The following is a 24,313-nucleotide window of genomic DNA, read 5'->3' as shown; positions in this document are numbered from 1 at the left end:
CGGTGGAGGATCAGAAGACGCTCTTGAACTCTTCGATGTTCGAGGCGTCGTAGGTGAAGGGCTCGCTCATCGCGGCCTGGTTGTCCTCGTCCAGCGTGGCGGTGCCCATGCGGCCCATGCCGATCTCGGCGCCCGGCTCGGCCGTGGCCTGGTCGGTGGCGAGGTTGTGGGCGAGCATCGCGGTGGCGTAGCCCAGATCGACCGGATTCCAGATCGCGAACGACTCGGAGGCGCCGGATTCGATGGCGCCGGCCATCTCGGACGGCAGGCCAAGGCCGGTGACGTTCACTTCGCCCACCTTGCCGGCATCCTGCACGGCCTGAGCGGCGGCGACGATGCCCACGGAGGTCGGCGCGATGATCGCGTCGAGGTCGGGGTAGGATTGCAGCAACCCTTGGGTTTCGCGGTAGGACTTGTCGGCGAGGTCGTCGCCATAGACCGTCGCGACCAGTTCGATGTCGGGATACTGGTCCATCACCGCCTTCATCTCTTCGATCCACGTGTTCTGGTTCGTCGAGGTCGAGGTGGCCGACAGGACCGCGACCTGGCCGCCCTCGGGCAGGTTGTCGGCGGCCAGCTTGATGATCGTCTGACCGATCAGCTCGTCCGAGGAGGGGGCGAGGTGCATCTCGCGGCCCTCGGGGGCGACGCCGCTGTCCCACGAAATCACGGTGATGCCGCGCTGCATGGCCTTTTGCAGAGCCGGAACGACCGCGTCGGGGTCGTTGGCCGAGATCGCGATGGCGTCGACCTGCTGGGCGATGAGCGAGTTGATGACCTCGATCTGGCCCTCGGCGGTGGTCGAGGTGGGGCCGGTATAGATGATCTCGGTATTGCCGAGTTCCTCGGCGGCTTCCTCGGCACCACGCGCGGCGGCTTCGAAGAACCCGTTGCCGAGCGACTTGGCGACGAGGGCGATGCGCACATTGTCCTGTGCCATGGCCGTGCTGCCCATGAGGGCTGCGGTCAGCCCCGTGGCGATTGCGATACGTCTGGTGATGCTCATGTGGTTTCCTCCCATTGGTGAGCGTTATCCCGTGCGCGCTTCGTTGGCGCGGTTCGGGGTGGTGACGGTCAGCGTGACGCCGGCGGCCTCGATCATCGCGGCCTCCTTGTCGGCGATGCCGTCGTCGGTGACGATGGTGGTGATCCGGTCGAGCGGGCACAGGATCAGCGCAGAGCGGTTGCGGAACTTGGACGAGTCGACCAGCAGCACGACCTCGTCGGCCTGGCCGATCAGCTTGGTCTCGGCCTGGATGATGAGAGGGTCCTGCTCCATCACGCCAAGCTTCGAGACGCCTTGCGCGCCAAGGAACATGCGCCTTGCGGCGAAGTTGCGGGTCACGTCGTTCTCGAATGGCGACAGGACGATGTTGTGTTCGCGGTAGATCGTGCCGCCCGCGATCATCACCGTGTTCTTCGACTGCTTCAGCAGGTGTTCCGCGATGGGAAAGCTGTTGGTGAAGACGAGGCAGCGGCGGTTGGCGAGCGGGTGGACCATCTGGAACGTGGTCGTGCCGCCGTTGATGATGATGGCGTCGCCATCCTCGCACATCTCGACCGCCGCCTGCGCGATGGCGCGCTTGGCGGCGACGTGGCGGGTGGCGTTCATCTCGAACGGGCGGCCGGAGAGGCCGACGAATTGCGGCGGGGCGAGGCTTTCGACGCCGCCGCGCACCCGGCGGACCTTCTTTTGCATGTGGAGGGTGGCGATGTCGCGGCGCACCGTGGCCTCGGACGCTTCGGTCAGCTCGCAGATCTCGGCGACCGTCACGACGGGCCGGGCCTGTACGGCTGACAGGATCACGCGGTGGCGTTCGCTTTCGATCATCACTTCCTCCCCTTGGGGTCGAGATTTGCGGGGAAGGGGCCTCGTGTCAATCAAAAACGATCATATGTGGCGGTTCTGCGGTGCAGCATGATTGAAGGTGATCGAAAAGGATTGACTTGGGGCGCCCGGCGACCGAGTGTCCCGCGCAAACGGACAGCCGCATGGGAGGGCAATCCATGGCCAAAGACATCGCAGCCGGGCACATCGAAAACCAGTGGGACGCCGGCAAGGCCGCGTCGATGAGCGAGCCTGAAAAGCTGCTCTACCGCTCGAACCTTCTGGGGTCGGACAAGCGGGTGACGAACTATGGCGGGGGCAACACCTCGGCCAAGGTGATGCAGCCCGATCCGCTGACCGGCGAAGATGTCGAGGTGCTGTGGGTCAAGGGCTCGGGCGGGGATATCGGCTCGATCGACATGGCCGGGTTCGCGACGCTTTACATGGACAAGCTGCGGGCGCTGAAGGGCAAGTATCGCGGCGTGGAGTACGAGGACGAGATGGTCGGCTACCTGCCGCACTCGACCTTCAACCTGAACCCGCGCGCCGCCTCGATCGACACGCCGCTGCACGCCTACGTCGCCAAGAAGCACGTTGATCACGTCCACCCCGACGCGGTCATCGCCATCGCCGCCAGCGAGAATTCCAAGGAGCTGACGCAGGAGATCTATGGCGAGGCCATTGGCTGGCTGCCCTGGAAGAAGCCGGGCTACGAGCTGGGTCTGTGGCTGGAGGATTTCTGCGTCAAGAACCCCGATGCCAAGGGCGTCGTGCTGGAAAGCCACGGGCTGTTCACCTGGGCCGATGACGCGGAAGAGTGCTACAAGCTGACGCTCGACACCATCAACCGCGCGATCGAGTGGTTCGGCGAGAAGACGGCGGACGTTCCGGCCTTCGGGGGCGAGGTTCACGAGGCGCTGCCCGCCGAGGACCGCCGCCGCGTGGCCGCCGCGCTGATGCCGGCGATCCGGGGGATGATCTCGGAAGGCAGCCACAAGGTCGGGCATTTCGACGATCAGGACGCGGTTCTGCAATTCGTGGGTGCCAAGGACATGGAGCGTCTGGCGATGCTCGGGACGTCCTGCCCCGACCACTTCCTGCGCACCAAGATCCGCCCGCTGGTCGTGGATTTCGACCCGGCGAACCCGGATGTGGACGGCACGCTCGACAAGCTGAAGGGCATGGTCGAGGACTACCGCGCCGATTACGCGGCCTATTACGACCGCTGCAAGTACGACAACAGCCCCGCCATGCGCGACCCCAACGCGGTGGTCTACCTGGTGCCGGGCGTCGGCATGATCACCTTCGCCAAGGACAAGGCGACGGCGCGGATCTCGGGCGAGTTCTACGTCAACGCGATCAACGTGATGCGCAACTCGGACGCGGTCAGCACCTATCAGGGCCTGCCCGAGCAGGAGGCGTTCGACATCGAATACTGGCTTCTTGAGGAAGCCAAGCTGCAGCGGATGCCCAAGCCCAAGGCGCTGGCGGGCCGTATCGCCATCGTCACCGGTGGCGCGGGCGGCATCGGTGCCGCGACGGCCGAGAAGTACCTGTCCGAAGGGGCCTGCGTCATACTGGCCGATATCGACGCCGAGGCGCTGGGCGCGACGCACGAGAACCTTGCGGGGCGCTATTCCAAGGATGTCGTGCGCATTGTCGAGATGAACGTCACCAGCGAGGATGCGGTGGCGGCGGCCTATGCCGAGATGGCGGTCGAGTTCGGCGGCGTGGATATCGTGGTGTCGAATGCCGGCATCGCCTCGTCGGCCAAGGTCGAGGACACGACGCTGGACCTGTGGAACAAGAACATGTCGATCCTGTCGACGGGGTACTTCCTGGTCAGCCGCGAGGCGTTCAAGATGCTGAAAACGCAAGGCATCGGCGGGTCGATGATCTTCGTGGCGTCGAAGAACGGTCTTGCCGCGTCGCCCGGCGCGTCGGCCTATTGCACGGCGAAGGCATCGGAAATCCACCTGGCGCGCTGCCTTGCGCTGGAAGGCGCGCCCGAGGGCATTCGCGTGAACACGGTGAACCCGGATGCAGTGCTGCGCGGGTCGAAGATCTGGTCGGGCGAGTGGCTGGACCAGCGGGCCTCGACCTACGGGACCGACAAGGGCGGGCTGGAAGAGATGTACCGCGAACGCTCGCTTCTGAAGCGCAGCGTCTTCCCCGAGGATATCGCCGCCGCCTGCTACTTCTTCGCCAGCGACGAGAGCGCGAAATCCACCGGCAACATCATCAACGTGGATGCGGGCAACGTTCAGTCGTTCACGCGCTGACAGAGCGGCGCGCGGGGCGACCCGCGCGTCCCATCCGGGAGGGATACCATGATCGACAAGACCACCATCGCCGCCACGAACGAGGCGGCCGAGGCGCGGTTGCGCGCCGATTACGACGCGCTGGCCGAACAGCTGGACCGGCGCGGCATCGACATCACGGCCGTAAAGGACAAGGTCGCGGGCTACGGCATCGCGGTGCCGTCCTGGGGCGTGGGCACCGGCGGCACGCGGTTCGCGCGGTTCCCGGGGCAGGGCGAGCCGGCCTCGATCTTCGACAAGCTCGACGATTGCGGCGTGATCCACCAGTTGACGGGTGCCACCCCGCGCGTGTCGCTGCATATCCCGTGGGACGATGCCGACCCCGCCGACCTGAACGCCAAGGCCGAGGAACTGGGTCTGGGCTTCGACGCGATGAACTCGAACACCTTCTCGGATGCGCAGGGGCAGGCCCATAGCTACAAGTTCGGCTCGCTGTCGCACACCAGGAAAGAGGTGCGGGACCAGGCGGTCGAGCATAACCTTTACTGCATGGAGCTGGGGAAGAAGATCGGCTCGACCGCGCTGACCGTCTGGATCGGCGACGGGTCCAACTTCCCCGGACAGGTCAACATGACCCGCCAATTCGAGCGCTACCTCGACAGCACCAAGGCGATCTACGCCAAGCTGCCCGAGGATTGGCGCCTGTTCACCGAGCACAAGATCTTCGAGCCCGCGTTCTATTCCACGGTCGTGCAGGACTGGGGCACCAACTACCTGATCGCGAAGGAACTGGGCGAGCGGGCCTTCTGCCTCGTCGACCTCGGCCACCATGCGCCGAGCGTGAATATCGAGATGATCGTTGCGCGCCTGATCCAGTTCGGCAAGCTCGGCGGGTTCCACTTCAACGACAGCAAGTATGGCGACGACGACCTCGATACCGGGTCCGTCGATCCCTACCGCCTGTTCCTGGTGTTCAACGAGCTGGTGAACGCCGCCGACACGCCCGGCTTCGATCCCGCGCACATGCTGGACCAGAGCCACAACGTCACTGACCCGATCGAGAGCCTGATGAACTCGGCCATGGAAGTGCAGCGCGCCTATGCGCAGGCGCTGATCGTGGATCGCCCGGCGCTGTCGGGCTACCAGGACGAGAACGACGCGCTGATGGCGTCCGAGACGCTGAAGCGCGCCTTCCGCACCGACGTGACGCCGATCCTGCAGATGGCGCGGTTCGAGAAGGGCTGCGCCATCGACCCGCTCGCGACCTACCGCGAGGCCGGCTACCGCGCGAAGGTGGCCGAGGCGCGCCCGGCCTCGACCTCGGGCGGCGGCGGCATCGTCTGATCGAATGGCACGCGTCCGGTCGGGCGCGTGCCTCGACGGCGCGGAGTTTGATCGGGATCAAAGTCACGCCGTGCCCGGCATGCAACCTTGGGGAGACCCGAAGGAGCACGCCATGAACATCGCCATCCTCTTCTCGACCGTCGAAGGACATACCGGCAAGATCTGCCGCTTCGTGGAAACCATGCTCGGGCAGGACGGCCATGCGGTGCGGGTATTCGACACCGACGCGACCGTGCCCGTCGATCTGAACGACGGCGACGCGGTGATCCTGCTGGCCCCTGTCCACGAACGCCGCCATCCCGACCTGTTCGAGGCGACCGTCGCCGCCCTGGCCGAGAAGCTCGCGCCCATGCCGACGCTGATGCTCTCCGTCAGCCTGAGCGCGAGCTTCCAGGATGGGCGCGAAGAGGCGCAGGACTATCTCGACGAATTCAAGATGCGCACCGGCCTCGCCCCCACCCGCGAGGCGCTGGTCGCCGGTGCGGTGAAGACGGAACGCTACGACTACTTCGCCGCTCAGGTGGTGAAGATGGTCGTCCTGCGGGGCAAGACCTACGACGCCGCGAACGGCAGCCACGAGTTCACCGACTGGGATGCCCTGCGAAACGCCGTCACGGAATTCACCGGGATCGCGGCGTCCGCACCCGCGTGACGCCCCTGCGACCGCATCACCTTTCCGACCGGCGACGAGACCCGGTTGCAAATGGAGAGCGGTCGGGCAGTATGCAGGAAATAATCGTAGTTTATCGTACGATCTTGTCAGCTGCTGCCTGCGCACGGTGTCGTAGGGGAGTTTCGCCCCGAAGGACGGTATTTCCATGAAGACCATTTCCCAAGCGCGGCTGTCGGATGCTGACATCGCGACGATCGTGGCCGGATACGCCACGCGCCCGGACGTCTCGCAGGATGATATCGTGGCGCTGATCCGCAAGCTGCGCATCGGCGCCTTCGCCCCGTCCATCCTCTCCCTCACCAGGGCTGCGCCGATCGCCAACGGACAGACCCGGATTCCCGCTGTCCCCGTCGAAAGCGCCGTGACGCCCGACCTCGTCTACTGCCTGTGCTGCGGTCGGGGGTTCAAGATGCTCAAGCGGCACCTGGCTGCCGAACACGACCTGACGGAAGAGGAATACCGCATCGCGTTCGGACTGCCCGAGTCGACGCCCCTCGTCGCGCCCCGCTACTCCGAGCAGAAGGCCGCCTATGCCCGCGAAGCGGGGCTTGGCCGCCACAGCCGGCACCAGCGGGACCGCGATACCGAGACCGGGTGACGCTGCTGGCGGTCCGGACTCGCGCAAAAGGGTCACGGATCCCGTCTCTTGTTTCGATCACTCTCCTGCTGGTTGACTATCGGCGGTAATCCGCTCAGCGTTTCTCTTCAGAGAGCGCCCGAAAGACTGGCGCATGGATGAGGGGGACGGCATGGCACATCGCTTTCCGGTCGCTGCGGTCTGGATTGGCGCGGTGAGCGTCGCAAGGTCGACGCAGGCGGTGACGTTCGACGCGCTTCTGTCGCGCATCCTGCCCATCGAAGTGGCACTCTTCCGGATTGACGCGAGATTTCCGCAACCCGCGGCGTTGGCGGACGACACGGTCGTCGTCGCGGGCGTCGGCATCGGTGACGTGCTTGCCGAAGAGCTCGGCGTGTCGGTGCCTTATGGCTCGATCGTCCTGATCCGCCACGAAACCGCGTTCCAGAACCTCTCGTTCGAGTTGGGGGCGGCGGTGGCAGAGATCCTCAGCGCCGTGATGGAGCGTGCCTTCACCCCGACCCCCGCCGAGGCCGAGATCTTCGCGGCGCTTGCGCAGAACTGCCTCGACGCGGTCGGAGACATGGCCGAGTGGGAGGGCCGCCTTTCGGTCCGGACCTTCCGCGACGGCCTGATGCAGACCCTGATGCAGTCCGGCGCGTGCGCCTCGGCGGCTCATGCGCTGATGCAGGGCCTGACCTCCGGTCCGCGGCACCGGGGGGACAACGTGATTCTCTACGCCGCCCCGTCCTGATCAGCGGGGCTTGGCAGGGGCCTCGTCATGCAGGTCGCTGAGGGCGCGGGCCTGGTCGCCGTCGGGGTCGTCGTACTGGCCCGCCCGAAGGCTCCAGATGAAGGCGGCGAGGCCGACGAGGCCCAGCGTCACCGAGACGGGAATGAGGAAGGCGAGGACGTTCATCGAAACCTCCTGACGGCGTTCAGCGTCACCGTGATCGACGACAGCGACATGGCGATCGCGGCGGCGAAGGGGGTGGCGAAGCCGGCCATCGCCAAGGGCACCGACACCACGTTGTAAAGCGCGGCGAGCGCGATGTTCTGGCGCATCCGCGCCATGGCCGTGCGCGCGGTGGCAAGGGTGCGCGGCACCCCGTCGAGCCCGCCGCTCAGCAGGATGACGTCGGCGGCCGAGCGCGCGGCGTCGAGCGCCGACCCCGGAGACATCCCGGCATGGGCCGAGGCCAGGCCGCCGGTGTCGTTCAGCCCGTCGCCGACCATCAGGACGTGGCGGCCTTCGCCCGCGCGCCGGTCGAGCCAGTCGACCTTGTCCGTGGGGGACAGGCGGGCCTCGGCGGCGTCGATGCCGGTGCGTGCGGCGATCTCGGACACGGCCTGCGCTCCGTCGCCCGACAGAAGCGCCGTGGCGTAGCCCGTGCGGTGGAGCGTGTCGATGGCGCCTTGCGCCTCGGGGCGGAGAGTTTCGCGGGTGCGAAACGGTACGGGCGGCTCGCCTTCGATCGACAGCCAGGCCGAGGCGTCGCCGCTGCTTTCGCCGGCCCAGCCCTCGCGGCCGAGCCGCACGCGGCGGTTGTCCAGGAGCCCCTCGACGCCGTAGCCGGGTCGTTCGGCGGTGTCGTCAATTGTGGCGGGGGCGATGCCGCGGGCTTCGGCGGCGGCGAGGATGGCGCGCGACAACGGGTGCTTCGACGCCTGCGCCAACCCTGCCGCGATGGCGAGGGCGCGGTCGTCGGGCAGCTCGGCCAGGGCGGGGGTGCCGGTGGTCAGGGTGCCGGTCTTGTCGAAGGCGACGGTGTCGATCTCGGACAGGCGCTCGAGCGCGGTGTCGGATTTCACGAGGATGCCGCCCCGGAACAGCCGGGCGGTGGCGACGGTGGACACCGCCGGCACCGCCAGCCCCAGCGCGCAGGGGCAGGTGATGACGAGGACCGAGATGCCGACGTCGAGGGATCGCCAGAAGTCCCCGGTCAGCCCCAGCCAGCCGAGGAACGTCGCAGCCCCCAGCACGTGGACCAGCGGCGCGTAGATGCGGGCGGCGCGGTCGGCGATGCCGGCATAGCGGGTGCGTTGGCTTTCGGCGGTGGCGACAAGTTCGGCCATGCGGGCCAGCGCGGTGTCGCGCCCGGCGCGGTCGACGCGCACGGTCAGGAGGCCAGTCAGGCAGGTCTCGCCGCTGGTCACCGTGTCGCCGATGCCGGCCGCTTCGGGCAGGCTTTCGCCGGTCAGGGCCGAGCGGTCCATGTCGCTGCGGCCGTCGATGATGGTGCCGTCGGCGGGCATGCGGTCGCCGGGGCGGATGCGGATCAGGTCGCCGGGGGCGAGGGACTCGGCGGCCACGATGGTCTCGTGTTCGCCATCGAGGCGCACGGCCTGCGGCGCCTCGAGCGCGGCAAGGTCCGCGGCGGCGGACCGGGCGGCGGCGCGGCCGGCATGTTCGAGGTAGCGTCCGACCAGCAGGAAGAAGGTCAGCGCAAGGGCCGCGTCGAACCAGCCGGCGCGGTCGCTGAAGCCGAAGGCCGACGCCATCGAGGCGGCACAGGCAAGGATGATCGCCAGCGAGATCGGCACGTCCATGTTCAGCCGCCGCGCCGACAGCGCGCTCCAGGCCGAGGCGAAGAAGGGCTGCGCGGAATAGGTCACGGCCGGAATGGCGATTGCCGCGGAGACGAGGTGAAAGACCTGGCCCGTCACGCCGGTCGCGCCGCTCCAGACCGCGACGGACAGGAGCATGACGTTCATCATGGCGAAACCCGCCACGCCGATCCGGGTCAGCAGCTCGCGCCTCGTCGTGTCCTCGGGGCCGAGGCGGCCGGTATCGAGCCGCTCGGCGCGGTGGCCGGCCTTGGCCAGCGCCTCGATCAGGGAGGCGACGGTCGCGCCGGGGGCGGTGACGAAGACGCGCTTGCGGGTCAGGTTGACGCGGGACGCCTGCACATGGGGCAGGGCGTTGAGGGTGGATTCCACCGACGCGATGCAGAGCGCGCAGTGGATGTCGGGCAGGTGCAGGACGTGGCTCGGCTCGGCCGGGGTCGACCGTTCGGGGAAGGGGGCCGTCGCGCAGGCGGGGCAGGCGGCGGTCATTGCGCGACCCGGAATTCGACGGCCTTCTCGAACAGGGTGCCGTCGGGCGCGCTGCCCGACAGGTCCAGCCGCCAGATGCCGGGGGCGAGGTCCAGCGGGATCGCGCCCGCGGTCAGGTCGAGGTTCAGGTCGTCGCGTGCCTCGGTCGGGCGGCCGATATGGGCGGCGACGCCTTCGATGGTGGCGGGGGCGCCGCTGCGGTCGAGGATGGCGACGTGCAGGGTGCCGTCGGCATAGGTCGCCTCGACCTGCCAGCCGAGCGCCTCTTGCGCCGCGCGGCGGGCATCGAAGGACTGGCTGGAGACGTAGGAATTGGCGGTCTCGAGGCCCGGGAAGGTCCGCACGGCGTTGGTGGCCAGCGTGACGTTCACCGCGATGATGATGCCGAAGCCGCCGATGAACATCGCGGCGACGTGGCGTCCGGAAAGTTCGGTCATTCGTTGTCCCTTCCGTTGAAGGAGGTGTCTACATGGGCGCGTTCGCCGCTGGCCGTGTCCTCGACCCAAAGGCGGATATCGGTGCGTTCGTCACCGGCGAGATCCGACCCCGGCGGGGCGGTGAGGTAGACGCGCACCCGCTCCTGCGCGTCTGCGGGGACCTCGACGATGTTGTCGGCGCGGTTCTCGATGGTGAGGGTCGCCTCGGTGGTCGCGCCGGGGGCCAGCAGGAAGGGCCGCGCCTCGCCGTGCTTGTTGCGCAGGCGCACGTCGTAGGCGTTGCGGATGCTGCCATCGGCGAGGGTGACGAAGGTGGGGTTGCGGATCGGGGCGACCGTCATCTCGATGTCGGGGCGGATGAACAGGGCGAAGATGAGACCAAGGCCGATCGCCGCCCAGACCGCGAAATAGGCGATGTTGCGCGGGCGCACGACGTGCCGCCATGCGGGTTTGGGAGCGCCGCCCGCGGCCTCGCGCGGGGCGTCGGACAGCGCCACGTAGTCGATCAGCCCGCGCGGACGGCCGATCTTGCCCATCACCTGGTCGCAGGCATCGATGCAGAGCGCGCAGGTGATGCAGGCCATCTGCTGGCCGTCGCGGATGTCGATGCCCATCGGGCAGACGTTCACGCAGGCATTGCAGTCGATGCAATCGCCCGGACCGTCGAGGGGGGCCGCGTGCTTCGTGTCGCGTACGCCCGGCATCGGGATCATGGGCGAGCGGCCGCCGATCTGCGGGCCGGTCACGCGCAGGTCGGCGGCGGCCTCGCGGCGGCGCAGGCCCTTGCCGCGCGGCTCGCCCCGCCAGTCGCGATAGGCGACGGTCAGGGTGTCGTCGTCCATCATCGCGCCCTGGATGCGGGGCCAGGGGCACATGTAGATGCAGATCTGCTCGCGCATGAAGCCGCCGAAGGTGAAGGTCGTGGCGGTCAGGATGGCGATGGTCATGTAGGCCACGCCCGGCGCGTCCAGGGTCACGAGGTCGCGCAGCAGCGTGGGGGCGTCGGCGAAATAGAAGACCCACGCGCCCCCCGTCGCCACCGCGATGACGAGCCACAGCGCCCAGGTGGTGCTTTTCAGGCGGACCTTGCGAAGGCTCCACGGTTGCTGGTGCAGGCGCAGGCGGGCGTTGCGGTCGCCCTGCACCCAGCGTTCGACGACAAGGAAGAGGTCGGTCCAGACGGTCTGCGGGCAGGCATAGCCGCACCAGACCCGGCCAAGTGCTGCGGTAAAGAGAAACAGGCCGAGCCCCGCCATGACCAGAAGGCCCGCGACGAAGTAGAATTCGTGGGGCCAGATCTCGATCCAGAAGAAGTAGAAGCGGCGGTTCGCGAGGTCGATCAGCACCGCCTGGTCGGGCAGGTTCGGGCCCCGGTCCCAGCGCAGCCACGGAGTCAGGTAGTAGATCGCCAGCGTCGCAGCCATGATCCACCACTTCATGCGGCGGAAGAAGCCCGACACGCGGCGCGGGAAGATCGGTTCGCGCGCGGCATAGAGGGTGGATGTGGGTTCGGCCATGGGAGACTTTCCTGTTCGCGCGTACCTTCTGTCACGAGGGGACGGTGCGATCCTTGACGTGGATCAATCGCACCAAGGCGTGATCGACATTCGGGAGTGGGGCGATGGTGGCGCTGCGAAAGGCGGTGGGGCGGGACGTGGCAGAGGTGCGCGGGATCGCGGAGCGGGCGTTCGAGGTGCATGTGCCGGAAATCGGCCGACGCCCGGCGCCGATGGATGCCGATTACGCCGGGGCGGTCGCGCGGGGCGAGGTGATCCTGGCCAGCTCGCCCGGGATCGACGGGTTCGCGGTAAGCCGGGTCGAGGGTGCGCGCGTGCTGCTCGAGACGGTGCGGTATCGCCGGAGACCGCGGGACGGGGCATAGGGCGGGCGCTGGTCGCGCAGTGCGAGGCCGACGGACGGCGGCGCGGCTGCACCGTCGCCGCGCTTTATACCAATGCGAAGATGGTGGCGAACCTGCGGATCTGGCCCCGGCTGGGATACGTGGAGGTCGCGCGCCGAATGGACGACGGGTTCGACCGGGTGTTCTACGAGAAGGGGCTGGAATGAGGGTGGGGCGGCGTCCCTCCCTGACGCCGCCCCTGCAGGCCGTCCGCTCATGCGCGAACAGGGTTGCGGCCGGCCTTACTCTTGCGGTGCGTCCTCTTCGAACGGCCCCTCGTCGGGGTCGGAAGGGGCGGCGTCGGTCGCGCCTGCGCCCTCTGGGATGGTGTTCTCGCCGACCTGCGGTTCGCCGCCGCCGAGCCCGTGGACATATGTGGCGACCGCGCGAACCTCGGCCTCGGACAGGCGCCCGCCCCAGGGGGGCATCACGCCGAAGGGGCCGCGCGAGATGACCTCGGTCAGTTGCTCGTCCGAAGAGCCGTAGAGCCAGATCGCGTCAGTCAGGTTCGGCGCGCCCAGCGTCCGGTCGCCCTTGGCGTTGGCGCCGTGGCAGGCGGCGCAGTTCATTTCGAAAAGCTCGCCCCCCGGACCGGAGAGCGGATCGGCGCCACCGGGCAGGGACTGGACATGGGTGACGAGGGTGGCGATCTGGTCGTCCTCGAGCATGTCGCCGAACGCGGGCATCTGGCTGTAGCGGGCGTCGGGATCGACCTCGTTGCGGATGCCGTGGCGGATGGTGAAGGCGATGTCCTCGATCGTGCCGCCCCAGAGCCATTCGTCGTCCAGCAGGTTCGGATAGCCAAGCGCCCCCGCGGCCCCCGAACCGTGGCATTGCGAGCAGTTGGTGCGGAAGATCGCGCCGCCCGCGTTGGTCGCGAAGCTGAAGAGGGCCTCGTTCTTGTCGATGGCAGCGAGGTCGGTTTCAACCAGCGAGGCGCGCATGTCGGCCTGGCTCGCGTCGACCTCGGCGATGGCGGCGGCGACGTCTCCGCGGGTGGACCAGCCAAGGGCGCCCCCGGTGGCAGAGTTGAGAAGCGGGATCGCCGGGTAGAGGACCACGTAGATCACCGAGAAAACGACGGTGCCGTAGAAGGTCCAGAGCCACCAGCGCGGCAGCGGGTTGTTCAGTTCCTCGATGCCGTCCCAGGAATGGCCCGTCGTCTCGGTGCCGGTGACAGGGTCGACGCGGCGTTTGTTGTCGCTCATTTCGAGGCCTCCAGCAGGGTGGCGCAGGTGCAGTCGGGGCAGTTGTTGGCGCAGCCCGCCACGCGCACGGGGTCTGGTTCCTCGCGGAAGATCGCGCGGGCGGCGTCGTCGTGGATCGCGCGCGAGCCGGGGCGGTAGGCCCAGAAGATCACGCCGCCGAAGAACAGGGTCAGCGCCAGCAGCATCCAGCTATCGGCGAAGGCGCGCAGAAGGGTGTAGGTGTCGTGCATGTTGATCCCTCCTCAGCGGGTCGCGTCTGCGGTGAAGGTCGAGAAATCGACCAGCGTGCCGAGCATCTGCAGATACGCGATCAGCGCATCCATCTCGGTTAGGTCCTCGTTGCCGTCGAAATTGCGGACCTGCGCGCCGGGGTAGCGCTCGAGCAGTCCGTCGATGTCGCCGAACGGGTCGACCTGCACGCGGAAATCGGCTTTGGCGGCGGCGATCATCTCGTCGGTGTAAGGGACGCCGACGAAGGCGTGGGTTTCCAGAAGTTCGTCGATATGCGCGCCGTCGATCCGGGTGCGCGCGAGGTAGTCGTATTTGGGCATGACGCTTTCGGGGACGACCGTCTGCGGATCGGCGAAGTGATCGACGTGCCATTCGTCCGAATACCGCCCGCCGACGCGCGCGAGGTCGGGCCCGGTGCGCTTGGACCCCCACTGGTGCGGGTGGTCATACATCGACTCGGCCGCGAGGGAATAGTGGCCGTAGCGCTCGACCTCGTCCCGCATGGGTCGGATCATCTGGCTGTGGCAGACATAGCAGCCCTCGCGGATGTAGATGTCGCGCCCCGCCAGTTCGAGCGGCGAGTAGGGGCGCACGCCCTCGACCTCTTCGATCGTGTTTTCCAGCCAGAACAGCGGCGCGATCTCGACGATGCCGCCGATGGTGACCACCAGGAACGAGCAGACCAGCAGAAGCGTGGCGTTCTTTTCCAGGATCGCGTGCTTGTCGAGGAACTTCGAATGGTGAGGAAGCTCGTTCGGGATCCCGCCGTCACCCGGTTGGGTGACCTTGGGATCGTCCTCGGGCGCGGGGATCTGGTCGTTGTCTTTGGTCATGGGATCACTCCGCGGGTACGAGGGCGGTGGCGGCGCGGGCCTGAGGGCTGCGGATGGTCATCCACATGTTCCAGACCATGACGAGCGCACCGGCGAGGTAGAGGACACCACCGAGACCGCGGATCACGTACATCGGGAACTTGGCGGCGACGGTGTCAGCGAAGGAGTTGACGAGGAAGCCGTTGGCATCGACCTCGCGCCACATCAGGCCCTCCATGATGCCGGTCACCCACATCGAGGCCGCGTAGAAGACGATGCCGATCGTCGCGAGCCAGAAGTGCGCGTTGATCGCCCCCATCGAATACATCTGCTGCCGCCCCCAGAGCTTCGGCGTCAGGTAGTAAAGGCAGCCGAAGGTGATCAGCCCGTTCCAGCCAAGCGCGCCGGAATGCACGTGCCCGATGGTCCAGTCGGTGTAGTGGCTCAGCGAGTTGACCGCGCGGATCGACATCATCGGGCCTTCAAAGGTCGACATGCCGTAAAAGGCGAGGCTGGCCACGAACATCCGGATGATCGGGTCGGTTCGGATCTTGTCCCAGGCACCTTCCAGCGTCATCAGGCCGTTGATCATGCCGCCCCAGCTGGGCATCCACAGCATGACCGAGAACACCATCCCCAGCGTCGCGGCCCAGTCGGGCAGGGCGGTGTAGTGCAGGTGGTGCGGACCGGCCCAGATATAGAGGAAGATCAGCGCCCAGAAGTGGATGATCGACAGCTTGTAGCTGTAGATCGGCCGCCCGGCCTGCTTGGGGACGAAGTAATACATCATCCCCAGGAACCCGGCCGTCAGGAAGAAGCCGACGGCGTTGTGGCCGTACCACCACTGGGTCATCGCATCCTGCACACCGGCGAAGACCTGCACGGACTTGCTGCCCCAGATGCTGACAGGGATCGAGATGTTGTTGACCACGTGCAGCATTGCGACGGTCACGATGAAGGCGAGGAAGAACCAGTTGGCGACGTAGATATGCCGCTCGCGCCGGTTGATGATCGTGCCGAGGTAGACGGCGAGGTAGACCAGCCAGACGATGGTCAGCCAGATGTCCACGTACCACTCGGGCTCGGCGTATTCCTTGGATTGGGTGGCACCCAGCAGGTAGCCGGTGGCGGCCAGCACGATGAAGAGCTGGTAGCCCCAGAACACGAACCAGGCCGCGTTCCCGCCCCAGAGCCGCGCGGCGCTGGTCCGCTGGACCACGTAGAACGAGGTCGCGATCAGGGCGTTGCCGCCGAATGCGAAGATCACCGCGCTGGTATGCAGCGGACGCAGGCGGCCGAAATTGGCGAAGCCTTCGGACCAGTCGAAGTTGAGGACCGGGAAGGCAAGCTGGAAGGCGATGAACACGCCGACGAGGAACCCGGTGACGCCCCAGAACGCGGTGGCGATGACGCCCGCGCGGATCGGCCCGTCCATGTAGGCATTTGCGTCATGCGCGAGACGCGGCTCGTCGACGCGGCGAAGCTCCCACAGGAAGACCCCGCCGGCGACCAGCATGATGATCACGGCGTGGACCGAATAGGCAAGGTCGCGCCCCCAGTCCGCGGCGATCGCCGCGACGATCGCGATCAGCCCGAGTATGACGAGCCGGAAATACTCCATGGATCACTCCTGCATGTCCCGACCCCGCATGAGGCGGGGTGTTCGACCGTGGCAGTCGCACAGGCCGGGGCAGGATGCCTTGACATGGATCAACCCGGGATTTGACACGGATCAAGGCGCGTGGCGGGGTGGGGAAGCAGTATCTGTTCGAAACCCGGAGGGAGTTCGAGATGTCCTACAAAACCATCGCCACCGTCGTCATGCCGGATGCCGACGCGCTCGAGTCCGCGATCGGCTGCGCCGCGCGTTGGAACGCGCATCTCGACGTCACCATGGTCGGGCGCAGTCAGCTCGACATTCCGGCGATGATCTCGCCCGATCTCGCTCTCAGCAGCGCGGTGTTCCTCGAAGAGTCCCGCGCCGAGCTGACGGCGATCGAGCAGCGCGTCCGCGAGCGGCTGGGCCGCGAGGGCATCGCCTGGGCGTTGGATGCCAGCAGCGGGCGCTCGGCCGAGTTCGTCGGCAGCCTGGTGAACGCCATCCGGCTGGCCGACCTCGTGATCCTGCCGCACCCATCGCACGCGCAAGGCGACACGGCGAAAAGCGTGCTCGAAGCGGTGCTCTACAACAGCCGCGTGCCGATCCTGCTGGTACCGGGGGACGAGACGCCCACCTGCGAACGTGCTGTATTGGCGTGGGACGGGAACGACGTCGCCCTGGCCGCGATCCGCGCCGCGATGCCGCTTCTGAAGGCGGCCGGCAAGGCCGAGATCGTCACGGTCGACCCGCAGAACGAAACGGCCGGGCGCGACCTTGCCGTCATGCTCGAGCGGCACGGGGTCGACGCCTCGATCGCGTCCCTGCCCCGTAGCGGGCGGCGCGTGGCCGAGGTGCTGCGCGATCATGTGCGCGAGCAGGGGGCCGATCTGCTGGTGATGGGGGCCTACGGCACCCGCCGGCTGCGCGAGGTGCTGCTGGGCGGCGTCACGCGCGACCTGCTGGAAGCCGCGCCGGGGCCGCTTCTGCTGGCGCGCTAGGTGCGGTCAGACGATCGGGCCGCCGTCGTCGTCTTCGGCGGCCTCGAACGCGAGGGCGTCGAAATCGGGGATGTGGATCTCGCGCTTGGTCGGCGTCTCGATCAACCCGTCCTTGCGCAGGGCGGTCATCTGGCGGCTTGTCGTCTCGATCGTCAGGCCCAGATGGTCGGACATCGCCTCGCGCGACAGGGGCAGATGCACCACCGCGCGGCCACCGGCGGTCGCCGTGCCGCGCGCGCCGGCCTGCCGCCGCGCAAGGCTGACGAGGAACGCGGCGACCTTCTCGCGCGCGGTCATCCGGCCCAGCACCACGGCCCAGTCGCGCGCGGCGTCCAACTCGTCCAGCGTCATCGTCAGAAGGCGGGTCGCGATATGGGGCGTGTCGGTGACCAGCTGCTCGAAGGTGGTCCGCTCGAACCGGCAGAGCTTTACCTCGGTCAGGGCCTCGACATCGAAGGGCGAGGTCGCGCGTCCGGGCCGGCCGATGAAATCCGATGGCAACAGCAGCCCGACCGTCTGGCGCCGCCCGTCCTCGAGCGTGCGCGATATGGTCGCGCAGCCCTCTATGATCGTGGAGAAGTAGGACAGCGTCTCGCCCGCCTCGGCCAGCCGTGATCCGGCGGGCAGGGTCTTGTAGCTCTTGGCCTGCTCCAGGATGACCAGCTCTTCCGCGTCGCACTTGGCGCAGACGGCGTTGTGGCGGATCGGGCAGGTTCCGCAGGCGACGATGGGGGAAAGCTTGACCATGCGCGCTTCCTACCTTGCCTGTCGATCTCGATCAATGCGCGCGGAATGACGCAGACCGAAGTGGGCGTCTCTCGGCGCCGCGCTCAGGCCAGCCAGTGCAGCACGCTGGCGGCGAGCGCTGAAAGCAACGCTGCGGCGGGGACGGTGATGGCCCAGGCGGCGACGATGGTCATGAAATGCGAGCGGCGCACCAGCTTGCGGCGACGTCGCTCCTCGCGGGCCAGACCCTTGCCGGACTGCTGGCTCCGGCCCAGCTTCCGGTCGGCGCGCCATTCGCGATAGAAACCGACGCCGAATATGCCGCCGATCACCGTGTGGGTCGAGCTGACCGGCAGGCCCAGCCACGAGGCTGCGATCACCGTCACGGCCGCGGCGAGCGAGATGCAGTAGGCCCTGACCGGGTTCAGCTTGGTGATCTGCTTGCCGACCATGCGGATCAGCCGCGGCCCGAACAGGATCAGGCCGAAGCTGATCCCCGCCGCGCCGATGACCATGACCCAGCGCGGGACGGCCACCGCGGAGGGCACCGCGCCCTGCGCCTCGGCCCCCACGATCGCGGCCACGGGCCCCACGGCGTTCGCCACGTCATTGGCCCCGTGGGCGAAGGACAGGAATGCGGCCGACACGATCAGGGGCAGGCGGAACAGCGACTCGAGCGTGGCCTCTTCGCCCGCCCGTTCCGCCACGAAGGGGCGCGAGGCGAGCGCCGCCAGGATGCCGACGGGCACGCCGATTGCCAGTGCACGGCCCGGCCCGATCCGGACCACGTGGCCGAGGCCCTTCATCGCCAGGTAGGTTGCGAAGGCGGTGGCCATGATCCCGATCAGCACCGGCACCCACATCCGCGCCGCGGTCACCCGATCCTCGCGGTCCAGGATCGCCGCGTTCACCCCGGCCAGCACGAGGCCCGCGATGACCCCGCCCAGGACCGGAGCCGCCACCCAGCTGGACGCGATGGCGGCCATGGTGCCCCATGACACGGCGGCCAACCCCGCCGAGGCGGCGCCGGCGCCCAGGACGCCGCCGACGATGGAGTGGGTGGTCGAGACCGGAGCGCCGATCCAGGTGGCGATGTTCACCCAGATCGCGGCGCCCAGCAGGCCGCCCATCATCGTCAGGGTGAAGGCCTCGGTGCCCTGGAAGCTCTCGGGCCCGACGATCCCGCGCGAGATCGTCGCCACGACGTCCGCTCCGCCCAGAAGCGCGCCGGCGCTTTCGCAGATCGCCGCGATGGCGATGGCCCCGGTCATCGACAGGGCCTTCGCGCCGACCGCCGGCCCCATGTTGTTGGCGACGTCGTTGGCGCCGATGTTCAGCGCCATGTAGGCCCCGAAGGCGGTCGCCAGCACCACGAGCCCCGAGCCCGAGGGGGTGACGATCCCGGCCGCGAGCGCGGCGAGCGCGATCAGGAACAGCGCGATCCCGAGGCCGACCAGCGGGCGCGAGACGAACATCGCCGCCGCCTCGACCCGCGTCACCCGCTTGAGGTCGGTGTCGAGGGACGTCCAGCGCTCTGGAACGGAGCGTCTGCTCAAGGAAACGGCCGCGTCACGCGACGGTGGCCGGGCCGTGGCCGGGCCTGAAGGCGGCGAGGATCTCGGACAGGTCAGGTTCTTCCACGAGGCGCGCGGCCTCTTCGGGGGCGAGCCAGAGTCGCTCGCGCTGGCCGCTTTCGGGGAAGTCGTCCTCGAAAGCGAGGGTGGGGAAGGCGAAGACGTCCACGTCGGTCTCGACCGGGACGCCGCCCTTGAGCCGCTTGCGGTAGCAGTAGCGGCCCACCGGTTGCCCCGGCACGCCGAGGCGGACGCCGGCTTCCTCCCACGCCTCTTCGGCGGCGGTCTCGGCGGCGCTCAAACCCGTCTTGGGCCACCCTTTGGGCAGCACCCAGCGCCGCGTCTCGCGCGAGGTCAGCAGGAGGACCTGCGGCACATCCTTCTCGATCCGCCAGCACAGGGCTGCGGATTGGTAGAACGCCGGCCGCCGCAGCATGGGCAGGATGTAATCCGTCACGAGATTGCGCAACATGGCGCCGCACCGCCTCACCTTTACGAGTGGACAATCATGAATAAGTGCCGCGAGACGGTAAGGCAAACAGGATTGACGTTGCGTTACCGGGATCGCGGCCGGTGCCGCTGCCCTTGTCGGTGGCATTGTTTCCGCCGTGATCGGGTTGGACGCCCGCCGAGCATCCTCTATTTACCTCCGGATGACAGCAGGGCACGACGAACATGAACGAGGTTGATCCGATGGTCGCGGAACTGCCGGATAAGCTTCGGGACTACATCCTGCGATCGGGCGTGGCGCTTGCGGTTTCCACCGCCGATGGCGACGTGCCCCTGACGCTGGTCAACCAGCGCTTCTGCGACCTGACCGGCTATGCGCGCGAGGATGTCGAGGGCCATAACTGCCGGTTTCTGCAGGGTCCCGCGACCGACGACGCCTCGCGCGCCGCGTTGCACGATTTCGTTCACGACCCTGCGCAGAATGACGGGCGGTTCATCGTCCTGAACTATCGCAAGGACGGATTGGCCTTTCATAACCTCGTCTTCATGACTCGTCTGCGAAACCGCGAGGGCAGGGCGCGGTTCATTCTCGCGTCTCAATTCGATATGACGACGGCGCAACAGCGCAAGGGGCTGCGGTCGAACGACGAAACGCTGTCGCGCGACCTGGCGGATTTGAAGATGATGGGACAGCAATTCGGTCTGGCGATGGAGGCTTCTGCGGCGTCCATCTCGAATTCGATCGCCATGCTGGCACGGCTGAACCTGGATGAGTGACGACAGCCCCAAGGGCATGCAGGCGGGTGACAGCGACAGCCGGCCCCTTTTCGTCGTCGGCATCGGCGCCTCGGCGGGCGGCCTCGAGGCGCTGCGCGAAATGCTGAGTGCTGCGGGCCGCGATTGCGCGCTTGCCTTTGTGGTGGTCCAGCACCTCGACCCCAACCACGACAGCCTTTTGGCCGAGCTTCTGGGTCGACACACCACGTTGGACGTGCGCCAGGCGAACGACGGCGAAACCGTGCAGCCGGGGACCGTCCACATCATCCCGCCGGGGCACGGGCTGTCGATCAGCGATCGCCGTCTGACCCTGACCGATTTCGCGCAACCCCGCGGTCTGCGCCGGCCGATCGACGACTTCTTCGAAAGCCTGGCCGAGGACCAGGGCGAAAACGCCGCCTGCGTGATCCTATCGGGGACGGGTGCCGATGGCAGCGCCGGGCTGCGCGCGATCAAGGAGCATGGCGGCCTCTGCGTCGCGCAGGATCCCGAGACGGCGAAATACGACGGGATGCCCACTTCCGCTCAGTCCACGGGGCTCGTCGACTTCGTGCTTCCGCCCGAGGAAATCATCGATACGGTCCAGCAGTTCTTCCAGAAGGCGACGGTCGACGGGGCAGGGGGACAGCTCGCCCGCACCGTCGAGGAGACGCTGGGCGACATCTGTTCCGTCGTGCGCACCACGGCCGGGCACGACTTCTCGGGCTACAAGACCTCGACTTTGGCCCGGCGCGTCCAGCGGCGGATCCAGGTTCTCGACCTGCCCGACGCGACGGCCTACCTGCACCACATCCGCACCGAGCCGGACGAGTGCGAGGTCCTGTTCCGCGAACTGCTCATCAACGTGACCCGCTTTTTCCGGGATGCCGAGCATTTCGACAAGCTGCGCCGGCTCGTCATCGAGCCGCTGGTCGAAAGCTCGGACAGCGAGGAGGTGCGCGTCTGGGTGCCCGGCTGTTCCAGCGGCGAGGAAGCCTATACCATCGCGATGCTCTTTGCCGAAGAGGTCCGCCTGCAGCGCCGCAGCATCGACATCCAGGTCTTCGCGACGGATATCGACGAGCGCATGCTGCGGATCGCACGGGACGGCATCTATCCGCAGGCGGCACTGGCCGACATCCCCGAGGACATGCGCGACCTCTATACCGTCGCCCGCGACGGCACGTTCCAGATCGCCTCGCGTATCCGGGACATGATCCGCTTCTCGGTCCACAGCCTCGTGCGGGATCCGCCGTTCTCGAACATCGACCTGCTGTCCTGCCGCAACCTGCTGATCTACTTCGACGAGCAGTTGCAGGCGGCCGTCCTGCCGATCTTCCACTACTCGGTCCGTCCGGGCGGCAAGCTGTTCCTCGGCCCCTCCGAGTCGCTGAGCCGCCACGATCACCTGTTCCACCCGATCGAGCCGCAGGCGCGCCTGTTCGAGCGCAACGACGCCCGGCCGGAATACCCGCTGCAACTGCGCAACCGGTCGGACCACCGCCGGACGTGGCGGCGCAACGCGGACGAATCCGATGGCAAGGCCACCCGCGTCGCCTGGGCAGACAATACGGCGACCGAGCGCATCCTGGAAACCTACGGGCCGGCGACGCTGCTGGTGACGGGGCAGGGCGAGGTGCTGGGCTCAACCGGCAAGCTGGGTCGCTATCTCGAGATTGCGCCGGGCGAGCGGAACACCCAGTACGCCGCCTCGATCGCGCGGCCGGGCGTGCGCGAGGCGATCTCGTCCGCCGTCCGTCAGGCTGCCCGGACCCAGCGGCGCACGATCAGCCGCGATCTGGTCGCGACCTCGGATGTGGGGCGCCAGCCGTTCGACCTGGTCGCCGATCCGCTGAAGGACGGCACGGTGCTTCTGGTGTTCCGCGAACGCGGCCGGTTCGACCCGCTGCACGAGGACGATCTCGACGACGTCGCCCCGGGCGACAGCCATGTCCAGAGCCTCGAGGACGAGCTGCGCTCGACCCGCGCGCGGCTGCACATCACGGTCGAGGAACTCGAGACCGCGAACGAAGAGCTGAAAAGCTCGAACGAAGAAATGATGTCGATGAACGAGGAGCTTCAGTCGACGAACGAAGAGCTCGCGACCGTCAACGACGAGTTGAAGGACAAGGTGGACGAACTGTCGGTCGCCAATGCCGACCTGTCGAACTTCTTCGCCTCGACGGCGCTGCCGCTGGTGGTGCTGGACCTCGACCGCCGGATCCGCAACTTCACCGGCGCGATCCAGTCGATCTACCCGCTGCGCCCCGTCGATCGCGGCCGCCCCCTGGCCGAGATGACCTGCAATATCGAGGACTCGGACAAGATACTCGACGTGATCGAGACCGTCATCGAGACCGAGCAGGACCAGCGCCTGCAGATCCAGAACCAGGCCGAGCAGCGCACCTGGTCGCTGTTCGTCACCCCCTACCGTGCCCGCGACCAACAGGTGGCGGGCGTGACGCTGGTCTTCAGCGAACTGACCGACGCGCTGCAGCTCGAGGACGACCTGAGGGCCGAGGGCGAGCGCCTGCGCCTCGCGCTCGACGTGGCCGAGCTGGGCGTGTGGGAACTGTCGCGCGACGGCCGGCACATCCATTTCGACCACACCGCCTCGTCGCTGCTGGCGCTCGACGCGGACGAGATGCCGCTCGCCGCGTTTCTCGAGCGGGTGCCGGAAGAGACGCGCCGGGACGCCGCCGGGATCCTGCGCGAGGGCAGTACCGTCCTTCCCTTCGGCCTGACCTTCGAACAGGCCAACGGCGCGCATAGCGAGCGCAGCGTGCGCATGGTCGGCCGCCGGATCGCCCGTAACCAGGGTATGCGGACGCTGGGCGTGATCTTCGACGTCACCGAGGCCGAAGAGGCCAAGCGCGTGCGCGAGATCATGCTGCACGAGATGAACCACCGGGTGAAGAACCTGTTCTCGATCATTTCGGGCATGGTGCGCATCGCGGGCATGTCGGCCGGGTCGGTGCGTGATCTCGTCGACGGGGTCACCGCCCGGATCGGTGCGTTGGCCCGATCGCACAACCTGACCCACCAAGCTCCCGTGGGCACGGCGCTGACCCTGGGCGATGCGGTGCGCAGCGCGATCGAGCCCTTCGACGGCCACGCCCGGATCGACGTCGACGGCCCCCCGGTCGAGGTTTCGCCCGAAACCCTGACCGCCCTGTCCCTGCTGTTCCACGAACTGGCGACGAATGCCGCCAAGTACGGCGTTCTCGGCCCGGCAGAGGGTCGGCTGTCGGTGACGTGGCGTTCGGGTGACAGGGACGAGATTCAACTCGACTGGGTGGAACACTACGACGAGCCGACCGTTCGCCAACATAACGAGATGACCGGCTTCGGCTCCACGCTGATGCAGATGTCCGCGGCGCAGGTCGATGGACGGATCGACATAGAGCGGCGGCCCGACTTGCGCAGGACCCGACTTACATATGAAAGACACAGTTAACATGGAGCAGCCCGAACGCGGCACGGTTCTTCTGTGCGAGGACGAGCCCATCGTCGCTCTCGACGTGAAGATCATGATCGAGGATGCGGGGTTCCGCGTCGTCGGCCCGTTCGCCCGCGTGGACAAGGCGCTGGACGAGGTCGACGGGGATTTCGTGGCTGCCGTTCTCGACGTGCGCCTGCGGGACGGCGATGTTTTTCCGGTCGCGGAACGTCTGCACAAGCGCGGCGTGCCGCTGATCTTCCACTCTGGCCACATCATCGAGGACGACGTCGCCTTGCGGTTTCCCTGCGCGAAGCACTGCCCGAAGCCCATAGACAGCCGCGCCATCCGCGCCGCGCTGCGTGCCGTGGCCGCCGCCTCGTAGCCTTGTGCCTCGACCGCGGGCGGCAGGGTCGCTTTCATCCTTTGGAGAGGCGACCCG

23 protein-coding genes and 1 pseudogene are annotated in these 24,313 nt (G+C 67.6%); 11 read left to right on the top strand and 13 right to left on the bottom strand.

The genetic code is table 11. From position 1 onward, the window contains the following. Nucleotides 1-10 precede the first annotated feature (10 nt). On the bottom strand, nucleotides 11-1,006 hold the full coding sequence (rhaS, locus tag PAM7066_RS03185; protein ID WP_085852658.1) for a rhamnose ABC transporter substrate-binding protein: 996 nt from the start codon (nucleotides 1,004-1,006) through the stop codon (nucleotides 11-13). Nucleotides 1,007-1,030: 24 nt separating this feature from the next. Next, entirely contained in the window at nucleotides 1,031-1,831 is an 801-nt protein-coding gene (locus tag PAM7066_RS03180; RefSeq protein WP_085852657.1) for a DeoR/GlpR family DNA-binding transcription regulator, read from the bottom strand. 176 nt (nucleotides 1,832-2,007) lie between these two features. Here PAM7066_RS03180 and PAM7066_RS03175 point away from each other — a divergent pair, with 176 nt between their 5' ends. The 5 genes from PAM7066_RS03175 (at nucleotide 2,008) to PAM7066_RS03155 (ending at nucleotide 7,437) form a co-directional block, all read left to right on the top strand. Further along, entirely contained in the window at nucleotides 2,008-4,110 is a 2,103-nt protein-coding gene (locus PAM7066_RS03175; RefSeq protein WP_085852656.1) for a bifunctional rhamnulose-1-phosphate aldolase/short-chain dehydrogenase, read from the top strand. Between the two features lie 48 nt (nucleotides 4,111-4,158). Next, nucleotides 4,159-5,433, top strand: coding sequence for an L-rhamnose catabolism isomerase (gene rhaI, locus PAM7066_RS03170; protein WP_085852655.1), 1,275 nt, complete (start codon nucleotides 4,159-4,161; stop codon nucleotides 5,431-5,433). 112 nt (nucleotides 5,434-5,545) lie between these two features. After that, nucleotides 5,546-6,085, top strand: a complete 540-nt coding sequence (locus PAM7066_RS03165; protein ID WP_085852654.1) for a flavodoxin domain-containing protein — start codon at nucleotides 5,546-5,548, stop codon at nucleotides 6,083-6,085. 166 nt (nucleotides 6,086-6,251) lie between these two features. Next, on the top strand, nucleotides 6,252-6,704 hold the full coding sequence (locus PAM7066_RS03160) for a Ros/MucR family transcriptional regulator (protein WP_085852653.1): 453 nt from the start codon (nucleotides 6,252-6,254) through the stop codon (nucleotides 6,702-6,704). Between the two features lie 151 nt (nucleotides 6,705-6,855). Then, nucleotides 6,856-7,437 carry a hypothetical protein gene (locus tag PAM7066_RS03155; protein ID WP_139214937.1) on the top strand — a complete coding sequence of 194 codons (582 nt, stop codon included), beginning with the start codon at nucleotides 6,856-6,858 and terminating at the stop codon, nucleotides 7,435-7,437. Here PAM7066_RS03155 and ccoS read toward each other — a convergent pair whose 3' ends face one another. Genes ccoS through ccoG form a run of 4 tightly spaced genes read right to left on the bottom strand, consistent with a single transcriptional unit; the run spans nucleotide 7,438 to nucleotide 11,694 of the window. Next, entirely contained in the window at nucleotides 7,438-7,602 is a 165-nt protein-coding gene (ccoS, locus tag PAM7066_RS03150; protein ID WP_085852651.1) for a cbb3-type cytochrome oxidase assembly protein CcoS, read from the bottom strand. Beyond that, nucleotides 7,599-9,740 (bottom strand): heavy metal translocating P-type ATPase, encoded by a 2,142-nt coding sequence (locus PAM7066_RS03145; RefSeq protein WP_085852650.1) that lies wholly within the window; start codon nucleotides 9,738-9,740, stop codon nucleotides 7,599-7,601. The genes ccoS and PAM7066_RS03145 overlap by 4 nt, the downstream gene beginning before the upstream one ends. After that, nucleotides 9,737-10,177: a FixH family protein gene (locus PAM7066_RS03140; protein ID WP_085852649.1), complete on the bottom strand. Its 441-nt coding sequence runs from the start codon at nucleotides 10,175-10,177 to the stop codon at nucleotides 9,737-9,739. The genes PAM7066_RS03145 and PAM7066_RS03140 overlap by 4 nt, the downstream gene beginning before the upstream one ends. Continuing rightward, entirely contained in the window at nucleotides 10,174-11,694 is a 1,521-nt protein-coding gene (gene ccoG / locus PAM7066_RS03135) for a cytochrome c oxidase accessory protein CcoG (protein ID WP_085852648.1), read from the bottom strand. The genes PAM7066_RS03140 and ccoG overlap by 4 nt, the downstream gene beginning before the upstream one ends. 104 nt (nucleotides 11,695-11,798) lie before the next feature. On the opposite strand from ccoG, the gene PAM7066_RS19245 reads away from it, so the two are divergent. Together PAM7066_RS19245 and PAM7066_RS19595 are read left to right on the top strand one after the other, a co-directional pair. After that, nucleotides 11,799-12,059, top strand: coding sequence for a hypothetical protein (locus PAM7066_RS19245; protein WP_245749568.1), 261 nt, complete (start codon nucleotides 11,799-11,801; stop codon nucleotides 12,057-12,059). Further along, nucleotides 12,056-12,118, top strand: a pseudogene (locus PAM7066_RS19595) (hypothetical protein); the annotation flags it as partial. The gene PAM7066_RS19245 and the pseudogene PAM7066_RS19595, both read left to right, overlap by 4 nt. A 201-nt stretch (nucleotides 12,119-12,319) precedes the next feature. Here PAM7066_RS19595 and ccoP read toward each other — a convergent pair. From ccoP to ccoN, 4 genes are read right to left on the bottom strand one after another with little or no spacing between them, the layout of a single operon-like run. Further along, on the bottom strand, nucleotides 12,320-13,285 hold the full coding sequence (gene ccoP, locus PAM7066_RS03125) for a cytochrome-c oxidase, cbb3-type subunit III (RefSeq protein ID WP_085852646.1): 966 nt from the start codon (nucleotides 13,283-13,285) through the stop codon (nucleotides 12,320-12,322). Beyond that, complete coding sequence (locus PAM7066_RS03120) at nucleotides 13,282-13,515, bottom strand: cbb3-type cytochrome c oxidase subunit 3 (protein WP_085852645.1); 234 nt, start codon at nucleotides 13,513-13,515, stop codon at nucleotides 13,282-13,284. Before PAM7066_RS03120 ends, ccoP begins: the two co-directional genes overlap by 4 nt. 12 nt (nucleotides 13,516-13,527) lie before the next feature. Further along, entirely contained in the window at nucleotides 13,528-14,349 is an 822-nt protein-coding gene (gene ccoO, locus PAM7066_RS03115) for a cytochrome-c oxidase, cbb3-type subunit II (protein WP_085852644.1), read from the bottom strand. A gap of 4 nt (nucleotides 14,350-14,353) precedes the next feature. After that, complete coding sequence (gene ccoN, locus PAM7066_RS03110; RefSeq protein WP_085852643.1) at nucleotides 14,354-15,949, bottom strand: cytochrome-c oxidase, cbb3-type subunit I; 1,596 nt, start codon at nucleotides 15,947-15,949, stop codon at nucleotides 14,354-14,356. Nucleotides 15,950-16,119: 170 nt separating this feature from the next. Here ccoN and PAM7066_RS03105 point away from each other — a divergent pair, with 170 nt between their 5' ends. Continuing rightward, the gene (locus PAM7066_RS03105) at nucleotides 16,120-16,926 is read left to right on the top strand and encodes a universal stress protein (RefSeq protein WP_139214936.1); all 807 of its coding nucleotides are present in this window, start codon (nucleotides 16,120-16,122) and stop codon (nucleotides 16,924-16,926) included. Between the two features lie 6 nt (nucleotides 16,927-16,932). On the opposite strand, the gene fnrL is transcribed toward PAM7066_RS03105, so the two are convergent. The 3 genes from fnrL to PAM7066_RS03090 all read right to left on the bottom strand — a co-directional run bounded on the left by fnrL (nucleotide 16,933) and on the right by PAM7066_RS03090 (nucleotide 19,698). Then, nucleotides 16,933-17,673 (bottom strand): transcriptional regulator FnrL, encoded by a 741-nt coding sequence (fnrL, locus tag PAM7066_RS03100; RefSeq protein ID WP_085852641.1) that lies wholly within the window; start codon nucleotides 17,671-17,673, stop codon nucleotides 16,933-16,935. Between the two features lie 83 nt (nucleotides 17,674-17,756). Then, entirely contained in the window at nucleotides 17,757-19,208 is a 1,452-nt protein-coding gene (locus tag PAM7066_RS03095; RefSeq protein WP_245749567.1) for an inorganic phosphate transporter, read from the bottom strand. Between the two features lie 13 nt (nucleotides 19,209-19,221). Beyond that, on the bottom strand, nucleotides 19,222-19,698 hold the full coding sequence (locus PAM7066_RS03090) for an NUDIX hydrolase (protein ID WP_085852640.1): 477 nt from the start codon (nucleotides 19,696-19,698) through the stop codon (nucleotides 19,222-19,224). Nucleotides 19,699-19,901: 203 nt separating this feature from the next. Between PAM7066_RS03090 and PAM7066_RS03085 the strand changes: the two genes are divergently transcribed. From PAM7066_RS03085 to PAM7066_RS03075, 3 genes are read left to right on the top strand one after another with little or no spacing between them, the layout of a single operon-like run. Next, nucleotides 19,902-20,453: a PAS domain-containing protein gene (locus tag PAM7066_RS03085; protein WP_085852639.1), complete on the top strand. Its 552-nt coding sequence runs from the start codon at nucleotides 19,902-19,904 to the stop codon at nucleotides 20,451-20,453. Further along, the gene (locus PAM7066_RS03080) at nucleotides 20,446-23,889 is read left to right on the top strand and encodes a chemotaxis protein CheB (RefSeq protein WP_085852638.1); all 3,444 of its coding nucleotides are present in this window, start codon (nucleotides 20,446-20,448) and stop codon (nucleotides 23,887-23,889) included. The genes PAM7066_RS03085 and PAM7066_RS03080 overlap by 8 nt, the downstream gene beginning before the upstream one ends. After that, nucleotides 23,873-24,256: a response regulator gene (locus tag PAM7066_RS03075; RefSeq protein ID WP_245749566.1), complete on the top strand. Its 384-nt coding sequence runs from the start codon at nucleotides 23,873-23,875 to the stop codon at nucleotides 24,254-24,256. The genes PAM7066_RS03080 and PAM7066_RS03075 overlap by 17 nt, the downstream gene beginning before the upstream one ends. Nucleotides 24,257-24,313 lie beyond the last annotated feature (57 nt).

This window comes from Palleronia marisminoris, assembly GCF_900172315.1.
Taxonomy (GTDB): domain Bacteria; phylum Pseudomonadota; class Alphaproteobacteria; order Rhodobacterales; family Rhodobacteraceae; genus Palleronia; species Palleronia marisminoris.
The sequence above is the reverse complement of the archived record's forward strand: the minus strand, read 5'-3'. Positions and strand labels throughout refer to the sequence as shown.

What these genes read in the sequence shown, in the direction of transcription:
- rhaS (WP_085852658.1), bottom strand. Translation starts at nt 1,006, where the DNA reads ATGAGCATCACCAGACGTATCGCAATCGCCACGGGGCTGACCGCAGCC.
- PAM7066_RS03180 (WP_085852657.1), bottom strand. Translation starts at nt 1,831, where the DNA reads ATGATCGAAAGCGAACGCCACCGCGTGATCCTGTCAGCCGTACAGGCC.
- PAM7066_RS03175 (WP_085852656.1), top strand. Translation starts at nt 2,008, where the DNA reads ATGGCCAAAGACATCGCAGCCGGGCACATCGAAAACCAGTGGGACGCC.
- rhaI (WP_085852655.1), top strand. Translation starts at nt 4,159, where the DNA reads ATGATCGACAAGACCACCATCGCCGCCACGAACGAGGCGGCCGAGGCG.
- PAM7066_RS03165 (WP_085852654.1), top strand. Translation starts at nt 5,546, where the DNA reads ATGAACATCGCCATCCTCTTCTCGACCGTCGAAGGACATACCGGCAAG.
- PAM7066_RS03160 (WP_085852653.1), top strand. Translation starts at nt 6,252, where the DNA reads ATGAAGACCATTTCCCAAGCGCGGCTGTCGGATGCTGACATCGCGACG.
- PAM7066_RS03155 (WP_139214937.1), top strand. Translation starts at nt 6,856, where the DNA reads ATGGCACATCGCTTTCCGGTCGCTGCGGTCTGGATTGGCGCGGTGAGC.
- ccoS (WP_085852651.1), bottom strand. Translation starts at nt 7,602, where the DNA reads ATGAACGTCCTCGCCTTCCTCATTCCCGTCTCGGTGACGCTGGGCCTC.
- PAM7066_RS03145 (WP_085852650.1), bottom strand. Translation starts at nt 9,740, where the DNA reads ATGACCGCCGCCTGCCCCGCCTGCGCGACGGCCCCCTTCCCCGAACGG.
- PAM7066_RS03140 (WP_085852649.1), bottom strand. Translation starts at nt 10,177, where the DNA reads ATGACCGAACTTTCCGGACGCCACGTCGCCGCGATGTTCATCGGCGGC.
- ccoG (WP_085852648.1), bottom strand. Translation starts at nt 11,694, where the DNA reads ATGGCCGAACCCACATCCACCCTCTATGCCGCGCGCGAACCGATCTTC.
- PAM7066_RS19245 (WP_245749568.1), top strand. Translation starts at nt 11,799, where the DNA reads ATGGTGGCGCTGCGAAAGGCGGTGGGGCGGGACGTGGCAGAGGTGCGC.
- ccoP (WP_085852646.1), bottom strand. Translation starts at nt 13,285, where the DNA reads ATGAGCGACAACAAACGCCGCGTCGACCCTGTCACCGGCACCGAGACG.
- PAM7066_RS03120 (WP_085852645.1), bottom strand. Translation starts at nt 13,515, where the DNA reads ATGCACGACACCTACACCCTTCTGCGCGCCTTCGCCGATAGCTGGATG.
- ccoO (WP_085852644.1), bottom strand. Translation starts at nt 14,349, where the DNA reads ATGACCAAAGACAACGACCAGATCCCCGCGCCCGAGGACGATCCCAAG.
- ccoN (WP_085852643.1), bottom strand. Translation starts at nt 15,949, where the DNA reads ATGGAGTATTTCCGGCTCGTCATACTCGGGCTGATCGCGATCGTCGCG.
- PAM7066_RS03105 (WP_139214936.1), top strand. Translation starts at nt 16,120, where the DNA reads ATGTCCTACAAAACCATCGCCACCGTCGTCATGCCGGATGCCGACGCG.
- fnrL (WP_085852641.1), bottom strand. Translation starts at nt 17,673, where the DNA reads ATGGTCAAGCTTTCCCCCATCGTCGCCTGCGGAACCTGCCCGATCCGC.
- PAM7066_RS03090 (WP_085852640.1), bottom strand. Translation starts at nt 19,698, where the DNA reads ATGTTGCGCAATCTCGTGACGGATTACATCCTGCCCATGCTGCGGCGG.
- PAM7066_RS03085 (WP_085852639.1), top strand. Translation starts at nt 19,902, where the DNA reads ATGAACGAGGTTGATCCGATGGTCGCGGAACTGCCGGATAAGCTTCGG.
- PAM7066_RS03080 (WP_085852638.1), top strand. Translation starts at nt 20,446, where the DNA reads ATGAGTGACGACAGCCCCAAGGGCATGCAGGCGGGTGACAGCGACAGC.
- PAM7066_RS03075 (WP_245749566.1), top strand. Translation starts at nt 23,873, where the DNA reads ATGAAAGACACAGTTAACATGGAGCAGCCCGAACGCGGCACGGTTCTT.